The sequence below is a fragment of the Granulicella aggregans genome (genome assembly GCF_025685565.1).
Classification (GTDB): Bacteria; Acidobacteriota; Terriglobia; order Terriglobales; family Acidobacteriaceae; genus Edaphobacter; species Edaphobacter aggregans_B.
In genome coordinates this window covers 1,131,151-1,147,105 of the sequence record NZ_JAGSYE010000002.1, presented here as the reverse complement: position 1 = coordinate 1,147,105, position 15,955 = coordinate 1,131,151, and the positions used below count along the sequence as shown (strand labels likewise).

General features: G+C 57.4%; 17 protein-coding genes and 1 pseudogene. 4 read left to right on the top strand and 14 right to left on the bottom strand.

What is annotated here, in order from left to right; genetic code table 11:
• Nucleotides 1-88: 88 nt before the first annotated feature.
• Nucleotides 89-1,060, bottom strand: coding sequence for a slipin family protein (locus tag OHL18_RS14240; RefSeq protein ID WP_263375512.1), 972 nt, complete (start codon nt 1,058-1,060; stop codon nt 89-91).
• 531 nt (nt 1,061-1,591) lie between these two features.
• Between OHL18_RS14240 and OHL18_RS14235 the strand changes: the two genes are divergently transcribed.
• Together OHL18_RS14235 and OHL18_RS14230 are read left to right on the top strand one after the other, a co-directional pair.
• Nucleotides 1,592-2,593: an NAD(P)-dependent oxidoreductase gene (locus OHL18_RS14235; RefSeq protein WP_263375511.1), complete on the top strand. Its 1,002-nt coding sequence runs from the start codon at nt 1,592-1,594 to the stop codon at nt 2,591-2,593.
• A 90-nt stretch (nt 2,594-2,683) separates the two neighbouring features.
• The gene (locus tag OHL18_RS14230) at nt 2,684-2,866 is read left to right on the top strand and encodes a hypothetical protein (protein ID WP_263375510.1); all 183 of its coding nucleotides are present in this window, start codon (nt 2,684-2,686) and stop codon (nt 2,864-2,866) included.
• A 107-nt stretch (nt 2,867-2,973) separates the two neighbouring features.
• On the opposite strand, the gene OHL18_RS14225 is transcribed toward OHL18_RS14230, so the two are convergent.
• The 12 genes and pseudogenes from OHL18_RS14225 to OHL18_RS14165 form a co-directional block, all read right to left on the bottom strand.
• Complete coding sequence (locus OHL18_RS14225) at nt 2,974-3,390, bottom strand: hypothetical protein (protein ID WP_263375509.1); 417 nt, start codon at nt 3,388-3,390, stop codon at nt 2,974-2,976.
• Entirely contained in the window at nt 3,387-3,533 is a 147-nt protein-coding gene (locus tag OHL18_RS14220) for a winged helix-turn-helix domain-containing protein (RefSeq protein WP_263375761.1), read from the bottom strand. The genes OHL18_RS14225 and OHL18_RS14220 overlap by 4 nt, the downstream gene beginning before the upstream one ends.
• A gap of 272 nt (nt 3,534-3,805) precedes the next feature.
• Nucleotides 3,806-4,018 (bottom strand): annotated as a pseudogene (locus OHL18_RS14215) (response regulator); the annotation flags it as partial.
• Nucleotides 4,019-4,169: 151 nt separating this feature from the next.
• Complete coding sequence (locus tag OHL18_RS14210) at nt 4,170-4,385, bottom strand: hypothetical protein (RefSeq protein WP_263375508.1); 216 nt, start codon at nt 4,383-4,385, stop codon at nt 4,170-4,172.
• 266 nt (nt 4,386-4,651) lie between these two features.
• On the bottom strand, nt 4,652-5,014 hold the full coding sequence (locus tag OHL18_RS14205; protein WP_263375507.1) for a hypothetical protein: 363 nt from the start codon (nt 5,012-5,014) through the stop codon (nt 4,652-4,654).
• Between the two features lie 719 nt (nt 5,015-5,733).
• Nucleotides 5,734-6,252: a GNAT family N-acetyltransferase gene (locus OHL18_RS14200; protein WP_263375506.1), complete on the bottom strand. Its 519-nt coding sequence runs from the start codon at nt 6,250-6,252 to the stop codon at nt 5,734-5,736.
• Complete coding sequence (locus OHL18_RS23325) at nt 6,222-7,079, bottom strand: AraC family transcriptional regulator (protein ID WP_396274546.1); 858 nt, start codon at nt 7,077-7,079, stop codon at nt 6,222-6,224. The genes OHL18_RS14200 and OHL18_RS23325 overlap by 31 nt, the downstream gene beginning before the upstream one ends.
• A gap of 319 nt (nt 7,080-7,398) precedes the next feature.
• A complete protein-coding gene (locus OHL18_RS14185; protein WP_263375503.1) occupies nt 7,399-9,168 on the bottom strand; it encodes a thioredoxin domain-containing protein in 1,770 nt (589 codons plus the stop codon).
• Nucleotides 9,165-10,061, bottom strand: a complete 897-nt coding sequence (locus OHL18_RS14180; protein ID WP_263375502.1) for an HvfC/BufC N-terminal domain-containing protein — start codon at nt 10,059-10,061, stop codon at nt 9,165-9,167. The genes OHL18_RS14185 and OHL18_RS14180 overlap by 4 nt, the downstream gene beginning before the upstream one ends.
• Nucleotides 10,058-10,942 (bottom strand): MNIO family bufferin maturase, encoded by an 885-nt coding sequence (gene bufB / locus OHL18_RS14175; protein ID WP_263375501.1) that lies wholly within the window; start codon nt 10,940-10,942, stop codon nt 10,058-10,060. The genes OHL18_RS14180 and bufB overlap by 4 nt, the downstream gene beginning before the upstream one ends.
• An 82-nt stretch (nt 10,943-11,024) precedes the next feature.
• Nucleotides 11,025-11,309 carry a hypothetical protein gene (locus OHL18_RS14170; RefSeq protein ID WP_263375500.1) on the bottom strand — a complete coding sequence of 95 codons (285 nt, stop codon included), beginning with the start codon at nt 11,307-11,309 and terminating at the stop codon, nt 11,025-11,027.
• A gap of 166 nt (nt 11,310-11,475) precedes the next feature.
• Complete coding sequence (locus OHL18_RS14165; protein ID WP_263375499.1) at nt 11,476-12,492, bottom strand: gluzincin family metallopeptidase; 1,017 nt, start codon at nt 12,490-12,492, stop codon at nt 11,476-11,478.
• Between the two features lie 232 nt (nt 12,493-12,724).
• Between OHL18_RS14165 and OHL18_RS14160 the strand changes: the two genes are divergently transcribed.
• Nucleotides 12,725-13,192, top strand: coding sequence for a DoxX family protein (locus OHL18_RS14160; RefSeq protein WP_263375498.1), 468 nt, complete (start codon nt 12,725-12,727; stop codon nt 13,190-13,192).
• Between the two features lie 74 nt (nt 13,193-13,266).
• Here the strand turns inward: OHL18_RS14160 and OHL18_RS14155 are convergent, their stop codons facing one another.
• Nucleotides 13,267-13,755, bottom strand: a complete 489-nt coding sequence (locus OHL18_RS14155; RefSeq protein ID WP_263375497.1) for an MBG domain-containing protein — start codon at nt 13,753-13,755, stop codon at nt 13,267-13,269.
• A gap of 309 nt (nt 13,756-14,064) precedes the next feature.
• On the opposite strand from OHL18_RS14155, the gene OHL18_RS14150 reads away from it, so the two are divergent.
• Nucleotides 14,065-15,690, top strand: a complete 1,626-nt coding sequence (locus OHL18_RS14150; RefSeq protein WP_263375496.1) for a glycoside hydrolase family 5 protein — start codon at nt 14,065-14,067, stop codon at nt 15,688-15,690.
• The last annotated feature ends 265 nt before the right edge of the window (nt 15,691-15,955 follow it).

Sequence of the window (15,955 nt, the reverse complement as noted above, 5' to 3'; positions counted from 1 at the left end):
GCCGCTTTTTGCGTATTCGACAATGGGAACTCCTGAATTCAATGCAAAAGAGGTTGAAGTGCAAAGCGGTTCAGACTAAGACACCGGATCAAATGTGGCCATCGGGGGCGGCACCGTTTGGGAGCGTGACTGGAAGCGGGGTATTCATCTGCGGCTGATTATTAGTAGCCGCAAGCGCCTTGTCCTGACCGATTCCCATCGTAAGGGCGGTAAGCCCAGTGAGGCCGCCAAGTTGCATCGTTTCGATAGCAGAGCTTGGAACAATGACGATCGTCGAGTTCTGTTTGAGTCCTTCGTAGAGCATGTTCATCGCGCGCAAGTGGAGTGCGACAGGATTATTCGCGTAGGTTTTTGCCGCCTCTCCAAAGCTCAACGCGACTTGCAACTCCGACTCGCCGAGTATGACTCGCGCCTGACGCTCCCGCTCCGCCTGTGCCTGCATCGACATTGCATCTTCAAGCGATGCGGGAATCAGGACGTCCTTTACTTCGACTGACTGAACGCTGATTCCCCAGGGCTGCGTCCGCGCATCGATGATGGTCTGGAGTACGGCGCTGATCTTGTCTCGCCCTTCCAGCATGTCCGAGAGCATCGTCTTGCCAATAACGTCGCGCAGCGCAGTCTGCGAGGCCCAGCCGATTGCGCTCTGGTAGTCTGCCACGGCAAGGGCCGCCTTCTGGGGGTCGAAGATCTTCCAGAACAGCACCGCGTCAACGTCCACCGGAACGGTATCTTTGGTGAGGGTCTTCTCCGCTTTGAAGGAACTGGTGAGGACACGGGTATCGATCCAGTAGGGAATTGTGTCGATCAGCGGAATGATGAAGAAGAGGCCGGGTCCCCGCAGAGCGCGGAACTTACCCAAACGCAAGACGACGGCTTTGCTCCATTGGTCCGCCACTCGGGTTGCGGAAGAAGCGACCACAGCGACAAACAGAGTTAGACCGAAGATCAGGAAGGCTGCGTAGTCTTGACCAGCTGCATGCAGCGCAAAGGCGAAGATTCCGCCGACAGCGAGAATAACGATGAAGATCAAAGCTGGAACCGAACCGTTCGATCTCAATTGAACCGCCTTTCGGCCCACACTCGTGCGGCCCGGAGCCTCACCGCCGCGTAGGCGAATGTGATGTCTCCGTCTCCACACTCGCACCTTCGATGATCACAGTCTGAGCACTCGAGCACACCACGGGACGGATTGATCTTGGCCTGGTCATGGTCTCGGGTCGAATGAGCAGAGGTTTTCCAACTCAATTAAGGAAGATCGGAACGTCTAAAGCGAGTCAACCCCCTTGTTGCACGAAGAGGCGCACGGCGATGAGGGTGGTCGCTACTGCGCGGCACCATCGGCTGAAGTCCGCTACTAAGTGTCAAGCTGATGCAAAGATCATCCAGCTGTGAGCACCGTTGAACGTGCCTGCGTAGCGATCCCGAGTTCGCGTGAGCCACTAGGCTCAGCTATCAATTGGAGAATGTTCGATAGTCGGTGGGAACAAGTCTTTCGAAGATTGAATTCCGGAACGGGATGTCGCAATGCCCAGCGAGTTGCAACAAGACGCCACGAATCAAACGGGCATTCCGGACACAGGAGAAATTTATGAATATTGGTTTCCTGCACAGCGGCGAAAGTGAATTCAATAATTTGCTACTGGGACGCCTGAATGGCTGTCTCAGAGGGCACACTGTCCTCTCGTGGCTCGCGGATGAAAAAGCGCCGTCGAAGGATTTTGATGTGCTCCTCGTGAATGGCGATTTGGGCAGTAATCAGATGGAGGGACAGCCAAACCTGAAACTCATCCAAACAACCAATACAGGGTATGAAAGCATCGATATCGCTTCAGCGACCGAGTTGGGTATCTGGGTCTCATACGCACCTTCGGGCCTGACTGGGAATGCAACATCAGTGGCCGAATTTGCGATTCTGCTCATCCTCGCATCATCACGGCATCTTAGCCAGATAGTCACCTCGGTTCATGGTGGTCAAGCGTATGCCCCATACCTTTCTTCTGCATTGAATGGAAAGACGGTATGCATCGTAGGTCTCGGCAGCATCGGGAGACAGATCGTGGAGCGTCTCCGTCCATTTGGAGTCCTGATACTAGCGACGGATGAGCACCCTGAAGATGCGCCGTCTGACGTCACGGCATTTCCAGCCGAAAAACTGGAAGTCGCTGTAGCTGACGCTGACTATGTAGTGCTCTGTGTCCGGGCCAGCAAAGAAAACGAGGGGCTAGTGAGTGCATCGGTTTTGCGCTCGATGAAGCATGGGGCGGTTCTGATCAACGTTGCGCGTGGGTCGCTGGTCGATGAAGGAGCACTTCTTTCAGCCCTGAAAGACGGTCACATCTCCGCCATCGGTCTCGATGTCGTACGGAACGAGCCACTCGATCAGGCAAACCCGCTTCTCCGGGTTCCTCAAGCTCTCGTCACACCTCATATCGCTGCGTATACAGACCTCATGCTTTCCGGAACCGTCGACTATATCTTCCAGGTGATCAGAGACTTTGAGGCTGAAAGGAAGCCAGCGTCGGTTTTGAACAACCCAGCGAGACCACGACTTGCGCTGAGAGAAGATCAAAGTCTCTTCAGCTTGCAGTAGACAGCATCGCTGTCAGTTCTCTATAAAATTTCATCGCTAAGAGAGCAAAGCGGCTCATGCGTCGCCGCTGTTTCTCATTGGAGGTACCGAATGAAAGGTGACAATATGGATCGTATCGTTAAGGCTAGAGATGCAGCAATGATCGAAAGCAGCCTGAAGATGCTTACCGACGAGCAACTCGAGTTGGCTCTTGAGGCCAGCATCCGCTGCCTCGACAATTGGTGCCATTTGCACTCCATCAATGGAGCCGGACAAAGATCGCATTCGGTTTGATCTAACCTCCAACGGCGGATACTGTGCTTTCCGACCGACGCCTCTCCTTCAATGGGGTATGAATGGCCTGAAGATGGCTTACCTCAATGAGAGTTCCGCTTCCTCGCCTAGACCACCATGACAAACGTATAGCGCTTGCCTGCGGAGTTCACGGGTGAAGCGGCGCTCCAGACCCTTCCCAGGCGCATGGTCGACTGTCCCGTGCGCTTCGACTGCGCGAATACCGCGATGCCGTCGGGCGAAAGCGCGCGCCCCAGCACATCGCGGTCTTCATCATCCAGCAACTGCCCTTGTACGGTGGAGGTTTGCTCCAGAGTCTCGAGGTAACGCTGCAGACTTGCTGGACCTCCGGTCACGTAGAAGTCCACGGCGGAGTGCGCGTAAAGGTCCTGGGTCATCGCCATCCATCGCTTGCCGAAGGGCTGCGATCCGAGCAACGCCGCGCTCGCCAATGTGACCAGGAGGGTCAAAACAATCGTCGCGCAGAACCACAGGAAGATCTTCGCGTAAAGGCTCTGTCTCACGCCGTCTCCACGCTCAGTTCACCAGCGTAGAGGTAGCCCGATCCGCGAACGCTACGGATGCGCTCGCTGCCATCCGGTAACGGCCCGAGCTTTTTGCGCAGGTTGCTGACGTGGTTGTCGATGCTCCGATCAAACGTTCCCAGCTCGCGCCCAAGTGCAACCTTAGCGAGTTTGTCGCGCGAGATGATCTGACGGCGGACTGAACCGGCAGCAGAAGGACATCGAACTCCGCGCCGGTCACCTCGACTGCTTCGCTGCCAAGCAGGACCTTCCGTGCATGACTCTTCACCGTGAGATCGTCGATTCGAAGCGCCGTCGCAGGCATTGCAGCAGGCCGTCGACGCTTCAGAATGGCCCTTATCCGGGCCACAAGCTCACGGGGATTGAACGGCTTCGGCAGATAGTCATCCGCTCCCGCCTCAAGCCCGTGAATACGGTCCTTGTCGTCGCCACGTGCGGTCAACATGATTACCGGAACCTCGGACGCGCCGCGGATCCGCCGAAGCACCTGGCGTCCATCCCCATCCGGAAGCATAATGTCGAGAATCACGATTGCGTGGCGGCCTTCGAGCGCGCTCGACAGACCTTCCTCCGCGCGATGGACCGTCTCGAGACAAAAGCCATCCATCGCAAGCAGACGCTTCAAACCTTCGGCCAGCGCGACGTCATCGTCGATCATCAGTACATGCGTCAGAGAGATTGCCGTTGTCCTTTCTGGAACAGGCAGCACCGGCGACCGTTTTGACCGCAGATGCTGTCATGGTAAATCGCCGTAAAGCCTAGAGCTCTCCAATGACAGTGTCGAGCCGTTCGCTAACCTGGCCATCTGCTTTGGACTTCAGCTCTTCGAGTTGCTGAAGCTGCTGCTTGGTCAGAACGGCCCTTAGCTCGAGCCGAATCTTGGCGCGCTCGACGATGATGTTTGTGTTGGTGGCCGCGTACTTCTGCGCGACCTCGCGCAAAGCGGCCTCATCGTAGGCGGGGAGCGCGGTCATGGCCTGCCGTTCTTCCTTCGCCTACGCCGCAAGCGCGACGATGGTGGGCTCTTCAGCCTTCAGGATCGATTTGAACTGGGCTCGCTGATCTGACGTGGTGTTCAGACGAGCTTCGATGCGAGCGATGACACGCCGTGTCATCCGCTATTCGGTCCAGGGCGAACCTTCGGGCTGGGCGATCGCGATGGCTGAAGTGGCCAGGATGGTGAGTGATGCGGCGAATACAAGCAGGGGCCAATTGTTCTTCATGTGAGTTCTCCGGTGAATCAGAATTGCATGCCCGTCAGCCTTCGCAGCCAGCGAGATACATCCATAGGAACACTGTGCAGCAGGATGTAATGTGTGGAAGTGTCGGGTGCTAGACAGGTTTCAGAAGCGAGCCCAGCCTCGAACGGATGCGCTGCTTCGCCGTAGCGTTCGCAGCAGAGGTGTTTGGATCGGCCTGGGCATGCAAGAGAGCGGCATTCGAAGCCGCAGCAAGCAGCGCGCACGCGGTTGAAGATCGGCTTGAATCCTTCGTCCTCCAGCTGCTTGGCGACGATATCCATGTTCTGTAAAGTGGAACGGCTCGCCGGGCCGGAGTAAGCAAGGTCATCGACCGCTCCTTTGAAAGGGAAGCGACTTGTCAAACCTTGCGCCCACGGAGGCGCTGAGAGGAACCGCGACCTCGTCATAGTCGGTTTTGGAAGAAGCCGCGATGATGCTTCCGGGTGGCCGTGTGATTGTGGACCAGGCGGCACCGTTCTGGAAATCCGTGGTCTGTGTCTGGGAAGCTGCGGTATCACCGAGCAGAAGGATCACAAAAGGTAGGGGTTTCATGCCTCTCATTTTGCTTCGTTACTCTCCTTCAAGAAGACCATTCCGCGAAATCCTTACATACCAAACGACGTTTTCGGGTATGCCGGCTCCCCAAGCGGTTCCTTGACGACTAACTGCCCGGAACACTCGTCCCGTCGTGACTGATGCAGCTGTCAGCCATCTTTCCATGGGACTCTTCACCGAGTGGGGCATGGGTACGGTCCGGACGTGGTTGCCCTTGCCGACGAAGTCAACGGTAGCCCAATGGCCCTGTCGGAGTTGCGCCGCGAACGCGGAGAACTCAAGCCGTTCAATACTCAGGTTTTTGCATGATCGAGGTCTGGCAGGCGAAACACGATCTTCCGGACGACACGCTTTCTGGTCTTCTTGGGCATACTGGCGGCCTGCTCTGCCGCAGAGATGCCCAACACTCTACGCGCCTGCCAAGAGGGCTTACGTCATTCGGTTGGAAGAGCGCATTGGCGATTATGCACGAATCCAGCACCATCACTGATGGAAGTGCGTTTTTCAGGACTTATCCCGCTGTTTTCTAGGGTGGAAGCGTACCCGAGGAAAGCACCACCGACGTTTCTATCTGACGAGTGGGTATCTTCCAATACCTCCGGAGAAGCTGCTCCTTCTCTCCGGCTGGAACGAGTCGAAAGCCGTGTTTCTCGTAAAAACGGATAGCCCAATCCGCGTCCGCCCAGGTGCCGATAAGAACCGTCCGCGTGGTGAGCGCCTGAAGATGTCGAAGCAGTTCACCGCCCAAGCCGTGCCGACGTTTGCTCGTGCGCACGTAAGCATGTCTGATTAGAGTGACGTCGAGCACGTCCTGAACTCCCATCACAGCCGCCATCGTACCATCCTCGTCCGCGCCCCAGAAGTCCACACCGTCGTGTATCTCCTGACGGAGCTTCTCACGAGTCATGTACGGCTCATTCCAGCGGTCGGCGGGGATAATGCCTCGGTACGCCGACGCCCCATCATTGATGATGGTCCAGATTTCATCGAAATCGTCTTCACCGCACGGTCGAATCATGTGCTGATTGTCGAAGGCTTTGGGCATGCCGTCTTGAACGAAATTGTTCTGCTTTTCGTCCCTGCGACAGCCTGTCGATACCGCGCTGGTGTTATCCCAAGTTGTCGCACGAAGGCGCGTGTCATGTGACTTTGATCGGCGAAGCCTGCCTCGATGCTGGCTTCGCCCAGCTCCCATCCCGCAGCGACAAGACGGCGTGCAAGTCGAACACGCCGCTGCAGGATGTAGGCGTGGGGGTTTACCCCGGTCACACGAGAAAATCCCCTAAGAAGATGAAAGCGGCTGACTCCCGCGATGTCCGCCATTGCTTGCAGTGAAAACGGTCTCTCAGGTTCGCGATCTATAAGGGTTACGATTCGGCGGACGCAAGGCAGACCCGGGAAGGGAGAGGGACGATGACCGCCGTGATGGCGGAACGCGTAACTAACGGCTATGACCAGCTCTTCGTCGATGTGCAAGCCATCCGGTTGTGGATCAGCAACGGCGTCGAACAACCGTCGGACGCGTACAGCTTGATAACGGTCACGCGCGTTTGGGAGAAGAGTATGGACTGCGGTGGATTGATCTTCAGCTAAGATCTGAGAGGCGATCTGCGGCTCGAAGTAAAGCATATTCCAGCCGCGAGGCTTTCCATCAAGAGAACTTCCGTCGTGCATCTCTCCCGGATTGACCATAATGATGTCCCCGCGCACGGCTTCCACCCAACCGAGACAGCTCCAGGAGCGATGGCCTCCTGAATTGATAACGCCTATTCCAAACTGATCATGGGAATGACGAGGAAACTGGCGGACAGATCTGAGGCTTACCGCTTCGACCCCGAGGAGAGGGTTCCGATATTGACGGACTTCGTGCATTACTTCTCCAGGCCGTCATTGTCTCAAAATCCGCTCCAATCTATGCACATGATTGGAAAGTTGGCCTATCCCAAGAAACCAGCATAGGCATTCTCACCTCGCGATATCTGGCCGATGCGCTCATCGAAACACTAAGGAGACGAATCCCTTGAAACGCGCTCCATATGTAAGCATTGCTGTCCGGAACCTATTGGTATGTACTTACCCGAAATTGAGAACTCACGCGGCTTCAAAGTTTGGATCACTTCGGCGATCGCGGACGAGCGAAGGAGCTAGCAACGTATTCAATGTGGGCCAGCTGTGCCTTACAACTTCACAGTTATTCCTTCGGCTTCCGGAGCTTCGTTGCGAGGCTCTGTGCGTCGAAGATTGGCGACGAGCACGCCGTGGCCGTGCAAAGAAACGCCGCAGGCCGAGCTAGTTTTGGGTAGGCAACGTCTGGCCTTGGCAAAGGACCCTCACTCCTGTCCCATAACTCAACTCGGCTGTACGTTGGAGCCGCCACAAGTGCCGTCTGGAAGAGTGCTTTGGCGGCTGGATCACTCTTCGATCCAACGACGGTGATGTGAGTGGGCGGAGTAGTGAATTGCGACTCCGCCAGCAGCACGGGAGCTGAGAGCCATGCGGTCGCTACCTGAGGCGCCGCCAGGTAGCGCATGGCGACGGTAGCAGTCTCCTGATCACCCTTCTCGCCCGTGTATTGAGCCAGTAAGTTGGCAAAACGGGCGACCTGCGCATTCTCATCGCGCTCCGGATGAGGCGTGTAGGCGTGATCCGTGGAGAACCTTGAAGCGGTGAATCCTGCCGTATCAGAGGCAAAATTTGCTGCGATGAAGCGGCGAGCGGCTTCGGCGCGCTGTAGCCACTGTCTATCGCCGGTACTTTCGTAGAGAGCCACGAAAGCCTGCCCCATCGCGAGCGTGTCGCCAAGGAAAGGGCCGACCACATCCTGTTCACCATGCGCGAATCCGCCGTTTGACAGCGACCTGTGCGCGACCACCCAGTTCGCGGCACGCTCGGCCTCCTGGAGTGTTGCCGGGTCGCCGGTTGCGGCGTAGAGCGCACATAGCGCATTGATCATCCAACCGTTTTCGCGAGCGTAGAGATGCTTGTCGATGCGAGGGATACCGATGGCCCGGCGCTTCGCGTCTCTGAGAGAGAAGAAGTCCGCGCTGTGCTTTCCCTCGATCACGTCGGCGTCCTGGCTGACATAGAACGCGCCATCAGGACTCGTGAGAAAAGTTCGGACGAAGCGATGCACGTTTTGGGCCGCGGCCAGATATTCGGGTGACCCGAAGCGGCCGTATGCCTGCGCGTAGGTTCGCATTACCTGCGATTGAATCAAGAGAAGCTTCTCGAAGTGCGGCTCGTTCCAGTTTCCTCCGGTCGAATACTGGTACGCCCCGCCCCAGACAGGATCCAGCAGCGCCTGTGCTGCCTGCAGGGTATCGCGCACACGCTGCTCCTGCAGCTTGTCCCCATGGGTGGCCAGCACGGTTGCGTACTCTACGGAGTCTGCATCAAGATACTTATGCCCGAAGGCCCAACCTTTGCCGGCGACATCGTATTGCTTCTCGTACTCCTTCTTCACATCCGCGAGTAATGCCGGTGCGAGAAATGGAGTTACCGCATAGGTGATCGGAATTTCCTTTTCGATGGAGGGACCGGGCGATGGATCGTCGATCACGGCTTGCAGGATAGACGCCATCAGCTTCGGTGGAAGATAGCCCTGGCGCTTTACGATCTCGCTGCCGTCGGAATTGAAGATGACGGTTGCGGGCCAACCGTAGTCCTCATAACGGTTGGAGAGATCGGGGCGGGAGTCCTGATCCACCTTCACTGCAATGTACTTCTTCTGCATCAGGCGGCGCACGGCGAGATCACTGTACGTTTGCTGATCCATGACATGACACCAGTGGCACCATACCGCTTCCAGATCGAGCAGGACGAACTTGTGCTCGCGGGCGGCCTGCGCGAAGATCTGATCCGACCAGGGATGCCAGACGATTGGCTCCGACTTGGTCTGCGCCTTAATGCTGCTGACGTAAATCGTCAGCAGCGACAACAGAAGAAGCCGACGAAGCTTCACTGGACACCAATGAAATCCAGTGGCTGGTGGCAAAACCATCCAAGCTCAGCGGCGTGCGCGAAGTACTCCTGGACCTTGGCGGCCTGCTCTTCGGGTGTCCCTTTGCTGTCAGCGAATGCAGCTTCGATCGCGCTGCTCAGTGTCTGCCGGCGCTGCAACGCGGAGAGCAGGAGGTAAGCCTCACGATCAATACGCCGATAGTAGATGGAGTAGTCGTAGCGATGTACGGCCAGGTAGATCTTTGACCGGCGTATTGCCGGGAGGTGTATGCGCTGCGTTGTTTCACGCTCCACAACAGCGTTGCTCATGATGTCCGACTCCGGCGTCGCCTTGTGGACGGCGAGGACGAGTTCATCGACTGGATAACGCAGGTCCAGCAACTGCAGATGCGGTTGCAAAGAGAGGCGGGAATCACCGCTAAGACCGGCGAAGTCGGATTCAGCGAGTGGAACGACGGCAGCGCGGTCAAAGCTTTCCACATAGGCCCATTCGAGCCGGGCGATATCGACCATAAGCGCGTGGCGCTTCGGTGAGAACTCCGGATGACCTTCAAGCCAGAACGGAAGATTTGCGCCAAGGTTGCGCAGGCTGAAGGAGGTCGAAGGATTCTCTTTGAGGTAGGCGAGGACAAGCGCATCGAAGCGCTTTGGGCCGAGCACTGCGGCAAGCGCGGGAAAGTCTTCCGACACGGCACCGATGACGCGGAACCAGTACTGCCGGTTATAGATCTCCAGACGCTCAAAGGAAGAGAGCATTGTGTTCGGCTTGATATAGGTGGCCGCGATCTCACTCAGCAGACGCCCATCCTGGTCTTCCTGCTGCATGCTAAAGCTGGCCGTCAGGGGGCGGCGGACATCGTCCGACATCCGTCGCTGAAGTTCGAGCAAGTTCATACCCGCGCCTCTTCATGCTCGAGCGCTGTGGCTGGGAAGGCAGATCCCTCTGCGTCCTGCAGGTAGCGATTCGCCTTCAGCGCCTCGCCGTGAACCTCATCGAACGAAGGAATATTGTCGTCCCATTCGAGCAGCGTTGCTGTGACGCCGACACGCTCGATGGCTCTCGCATACATCGCCCACACTGGGTCCAGCACTGGGTGGTCATGCGTGTCGAGCGTGTACTTCTCGAACTTTGAGTGGCCTGCGATGTGTATCTGCGCGACGCGATCGGCGGAGACGGCGTTTACATATTCCAGCGGATCGAAGCCGTGATTCTGCGAGGAGACATAGATGTTATTGACGTCCAGCAGGATGCCGCAGTCCGCGGCGTGGACAACCTCGTTGAGGAACTCCCACTCAGTCATCTCGGACTCATGGAACTCGGCATAGCTGCTTACATTTTCGACCGCAATGGGAATCTCAAGGAAGTCCTGTACCTCCCGGATACGCGCGGCTGTGGTGCGCACGGCTTCGAACGTGTACGGCAGCGGGAGAAGATCGTGCGTGTAACGCCCATCGACGCTCCCCCAGCAAAGATGGTCGGAGAGCCATGGCGTTTTCGTGCGTTTCGTAAGCTCTTTCAAGCGCTTCAAGTGCTCGCGGTCGAGCGGCTGCGCCGATCCAAAGTACATCGAAACGCCATGCTGTATGACGCGGTATTGCTCAAGTATCTGGTCGAGCACCTTGAGCGGGCGCCCTCCATCCACCATGTAGTTTTCCGAGATAATCTCGAACCAGTCGACGACCGGCTTTTCGGCAAAGATGTGATCGTAGTGCGGAACGCGCAGGCCAATCCCCACGCCATAATCAGTAAATCCATTGAAACGATTGGCCGGCATTCGCACTCCTGAAGCGTTTATTAAGAAACAAAGAAATCAGCGCGAAGGAGGCCTAAAGAGCTCTTCGGGCCTCCTTCGGTAACTACTTCTTAGGGGGAGTGGAGCCGTCAGTTGCGCAGGCACCCTTGCCCTTGCAGCTGTTCTTGCCTGCGTGCTTGGCATCGCCGCCGCCCTGACCCTTACAGTCATTCTTGCCCTTGCAGGAGTGCTTGGCTGGCGCCGGAGTGTCCTGTGCGAAGAGAACGCCTGCCGAAGCCGAAGGATCTCCAGCCGGGGAGGTGGGCTGTGCATTGAGACGAACGGCGGTCCCACCGAGCAGACCTGCGAATGCGGCCGCGAGGGCGAGCGATTGAGTAGTGTTCTTCATGTGAGATAGACCTTTCTATTCGGTTTGGCCACGCGTAGGACGCGCCGGACGTTGATCTTGAACTACGACATCCTCAGGAAAGTGGAGGCACGAACAGCGTTGCTTCCGTGCTCCCCGTTTGAGCTTCTGGCACGCAGAAGGTTACAGGGTTTCCATTAGATTTTTTTCAGAGCCGAGATGCACTATCGGAGACCGCGGCCCCACTTTTAGCCAAAGGCGGAACGACAGTCGCACGCAGTGTCGTCAACATTACTCTGATACGCGACAAAGGAGAAGTCAGATCTAAACGAATGCCTTCCTTTGTGCGATTAATCCCCAGTTCACTCCAGAGCTGGTCGAGGTCCACCTTAACCGGCTTCTGACTCCACTCCGCATACATCTCCTCAAGCACGTGAGTCTCCGTCGCTTCGTCCCCCACGCGGAGCAGCTCCTTTACAGGCCGTTCCGTGTCGATTGTTCCGCCCGACGCAACGATGCCTCGCAGTGCATCCTGCAAACCCTTCCGGTTCTTCGTCTGCTTGCGAATCTCGATGTCGGCCACCAAACAGAAGATCGCTCCGCCCCAGTAGGTCCTTCCCCAGGTATGAGTGTTGTCCATTCCGCGGTCGTTCGCGGCTGGCTCTCCGTTAGGCATCCCGGCTACCATGTCGCCCCACACCCGTTCAGCAGTCAACTCGCCAGTCTGCGCCCGAGCGATCGGTTCGACATAGGTCGCGATTCCTTCCTCCAGCCAGTGCTCGTCATCCGGCAGTGAAGAGAGCGCCATGTGCACGAGTTCATGGGTGATGATCCAATCCGCCGCCAACTCGTCCCTGGTCGTGTGCCGCCCGATACGTATCCGTGTGAAGCCTGGCCAGCCGGATCTTCCGCCCCATGTCGTTCCTTGCAGCACGCCGTCGCCACCTTCGTCTGCCGTTGGGATGACAAGGATTCGCGCTCGGCGAAGAGGGAAGCGCCCATAGTACGCCGCAACAGCAAGCGCCGCCCTCTGGATGCGGTTGACAACCGCGCTCTGTGGTAAGTCGAGCTCGCCTGCCGCAAAGTCGATCTGCAGCGCAGCTCCGCCGGTCTGGATCGTGTAAGTCGCCGCCGATTTGCGGGCGTCTGCGTTCTCCTGACTCAAGGCGCTGGAACCAAGAACCGAGACGAATACGAAGACAGCATGCCGCAGCCTGGGTCCCATCCTTCACCGCTTCCATCTATTGCTACAGTGGCTTGACGTCTGCGCCGAGCGCACTACACGAATATGTTCGCATACACTTCTTCTGCTGCGATGCGTGAATCTCGAAGTGCCCGCAAGACTTAAAGGCTCTGTAACCTTTGCACTCCCGGTGTTTCTAACTTCCGAGTGCGTCAAGTCGCAGGGGAAAACTCTTGTCCTGCGACTGTCCTGGACAGATGAGAATAGAGGAAATATGACAGCCATGCTCCGCATCTATAGCCGCTTTTCGACGGCCGCTTCCTATCTTCAGTCACCCATGCTCCTCGCGGTTAGACTCTACTGGGGTTGGCAGTTCGTGCAGACCGGTTGGGGAAAGCTGCACAGCATCGAAAAGATAACGGCTTTCTTCACCACTCTCAATATCCCCTTCGCTGCCTTCAACGCTCACTTTGTGTCCGGCCTGGAGTTCGTCGGCGGCATCCTCCTGATCTTCGGCCTTGGTACCCGGCTCGTGGCGCTTCTGCTCGCTACAAATATGCTGGTCGCTTACTGGACCGCCGATCACGACGCGCTGGTCTCCATCTTCTCCGATCCGGGCAAGTTCTATGTGGCGGATCCCTACACGTTCCTCTTTGCGTCCGTAATGGTTCTCATCTTCGGCGCCGGCCTCTTCTCCGTCGATGCGTTATTAGCGAAACGGGTCGAAGGGCTCGACGCATAAGGACGTCGAATGCCGGGATCTCTTCACGGTCGAACGCTCGCCACCATTCTTCGAGATCCGGTAGTTGGGGGCATTCATGACCGACGTTCCTGGGAACTATTGGACTGGATGACAAAGGCCATTCCATCAGCCACTGGGTCGTTTATCTGGAAGGTGAAGTCCGTGGTGAAGCCGACGGTTGGCAGGGCCGTCGAGAAGAATGCGCTGCGCGCTTCGAAGAGCCTTCCGTCAGTGAGTTCGAGAGCGTTACCGGCTATCGTGGCTCCGCCATTCAGCGACAGCCCCGATGCTATGAACCCGCTCGAATAGTTGAAGGTCTCGCAAGATGCTGGAGTGACCGTGAGGATGCCGGTCACATAGTTGAAACTGTAGTTGGCCGCTGCCAGGACTTCGCTAGAGAAGGTAATTGGATACTTTCCCTCTGGCGATGCTGTGGTGGCGGTTGTCGTCAGGGCGGCTGTGCCGCTGACCGCGGAAGCGGTGTCGCCATCGATGAATCCAGATACTGTATCGGTGAGCGCAGGATTGGAAGCGCCGACCGCTCTGTACCGGGAGGTCTTCAAATTAATGGAAGGCTCGGATGAGCCCGAAGTCTTGATGAATGTGCACGGTTCGCTTGGATTCGCCGAGTTGCTTCAAGGGCAGCCTCAGGCTGCAATCTCAGATCTGCAGCAAGCGCTCGCGCTCACACATCGGATAGCGGGAGATTGTGGACAACGATTGCACGCCAGCACCACAAACGCTCCTCTCTCCAGCGTAAAACACCGCCCAACTCCAGCAACGCGCTCTGCTCGACGGGTCAGCAAAGGGGCCAGTACTATGGCTGCGGATGGAATCTTTCCTGATCCAAGCTTTCTCGCAGGGTGACCACTTTGAAGAGATCTACCGACACACAGCCACGCCGCGACTTCCTCAAGCTGGCTGGCTTACCCAGTGCAGCAGCTCTCACCGGCAAAGTAGCCCCTGCCGCCGCTCAAGAACCCAACACCCCGGCATCAGCCGAAAGCTATCACGTGGACACCGCCATGGAGTTCCTCCACGTTAGTGGTCCTCACATCGTCGATACCAAAGGCAACAAGTTCCGCCTTCGCGGCACCTGCGCCGGCGGATGGATGAACATGGAAGACTTCATTAATGGTCACCCCGGTGCTGAACATACTCTTCGCTCGCAGATGGCGGAGGTCCTCGGCGCCGCCAAGGCACAGTTCTTCTTCGATCGCCTCCTCGACCACTTCTTCAATGAAGACGACGTCCTCTTCCTTCGCAAAGCCGGCGCCAACGTCGTCCGCATCCCCCTGAACTACCGCCATTTCGAGGACGACGCCACTCCCTTCAAATACAAGGAGGCCGGCTTTCAGCGCCTCGACCACCTCCTGGCTCGGTGCGAGAAACATGGCCTCTACGTCATCCTCGACCTGCACTCCGCCCAGGGTTGGCAGAACGTTCACTGGCACTCCGACAACGCATCCCGCATCAGCCTCTTCTGGACCAATCCTCACTACCAGGATCGCTACATTGCCCTCTGGCAGGAGTTCTCACACCGCTATAAGAGCCGCTCCGTTGTAGCCGGCTACGATCTCCTCAACGAGCCCTGCTCCAACAACGAATGGGGCGATTACCCCTGGAACATCTACGCCAACTACAAGCCCGCCTACGACCGCATGAACTCCCTCTACCGCCGCGTCGTTGACGCCATCCGCAAGATCGACACAAAGCATATCCTCTTTCTTGAAGGCGATAGCTATGCCAAACTCTTCGCAGGCCTTGATAAGCCCCACGACGACAACATCGCCTACACATCGCACAACTACACTGTCCCTGGCTTCGGACCCGGCCAGTACCCCGGTACGATTCATCCTCGCTCCGCCTCCGCCAATAACGCCGGCGAACACTGGGACCTCCCCAAACAGGAGCGGGCCTTCCTCGAAGCCGAAGGCACCCTCTTCACCCGGCAGCACAACGTTCCCCTCTGGGTCGGCGAGTTTGGCTCCGTCTTCAACGGCCCGCCCGACGAAGCCCCAGACCGCCTCCGCGCCCTTGACGACCAGATCGGCATCTTCGAACAACACAATGCACACTGGACCACATGGAACTACAAAGACGTTGGCGTGATGGGTATGCTCACCCTCGACCCTGCCTCGCCCTACATGCAGCGCATAAGCGACCTTGTGCGTAAGAAAACCGCACTCGGTACCGACGACTGGATGTCGTGGCTCCCCTCAACCCCGGTCAAGGACGCCACCGGGCAGCTCGCCGACCAGATCCTCCAGGTCGTCGCCGACCCAGGGCTCGACTCCCGCCTCAACATCCGTTGCGTCAAGCAGACCATGCTCTGCTTCTACACCGGATCGCTGATGCAGCCGCTCTACGCAAGCCTGTTCAAAGGAATGTCCGAGAACGACCTAGACCATACCCTCGCCTCCTTCTCCGCCAAACAATGCCTTCCCAACCAGGGCCTCGTTGACGTCCTAAGCAAGTACATGATGAAACCCGCCTGAGCAGAGGCCGAGCAGCGCAACCCCGGACAGCCAGGGTGACCACCCACAAGTTACGCAGTGACCGCCCTGCAAACGGATCGCACTTACCGATCCCGTATCCAGGTAAGTCCCGCAAACGGAGCGCTCATCAGCTGCGCGCATTTCTTTACAGGCTTCAGTGGGCACTGCAGTGAGCCTTACAGACAAGGAACGAACGAGGCGTGCGATTCTTGTGCGCCAGGCGATGATTTCGCTCTGACCGGCGCTCGCGCTAATATTGCGCGTT

Excerpts from the sequence above, each read along its gene's own strand:
- bufB (WP_263375501.1), bottom strand. The coding sequence starts at position 10,942 with ATGCCGGCCAATCGTTTCAATGGATTTACTGATTATGGCGTGGGGATT.
- OHL18_RS14200 (WP_263375506.1), bottom strand. The coding sequence starts at position 6,252 with ATGCCCAAAGCCTTCGACAATCAGCACATGATTCGACCGTGCGGTGAA.
- OHL18_RS14235 (WP_263375511.1), top strand. The coding sequence starts at position 1,592 with ATGAATATTGGTTTCCTGCACAGCGGCGAAAGTGAATTCAATAATTTG.
- OHL18_RS14170 (WP_263375500.1), bottom strand. The coding sequence starts at position 11,309 with ATGAAGAACACTACTCAATCGCTCGCCCTCGCGGCCGCATTCGCAGGT.
- OHL18_RS14210 (WP_263375508.1), bottom strand. The coding sequence starts at position 4,385 with ATGACCGCGCTCCCCGCCTACGATGAGGCCGCTTTGCGCGAGGTCGCG.
- OHL18_RS14160 (WP_263375498.1), top strand. The coding sequence starts at position 12,725 with ATGACAGCCATGCTCCGCATCTATAGCCGCTTTTCGACGGCCGCTTCC.
- OHL18_RS14180 (WP_263375502.1), bottom strand. The coding sequence starts at position 10,061 with ATGAACTTGCTCGAACTTCAGCGACGGATGTCGGACGATGTCCGCCGC.
- OHL18_RS23325 (WP_396274546.1), bottom strand. The coding sequence starts at position 7,079 with ATGCACGAAGTCCGTCAATATCGGAACCCTCTCCTCGGGGTCGAAGCG.
- OHL18_RS14230 (WP_263375510.1), top strand. The coding sequence starts at position 2,684 with ATGAAAGGTGACAATATGGATCGTATCGTTAAGGCTAGAGATGCAGCA.
- OHL18_RS14165 (WP_263375499.1), bottom strand. The coding sequence starts at position 12,492 with ATGGGACCCAGGCTGCGGCATGCTGTCTTCGTATTCGTCTCGGTTCTT.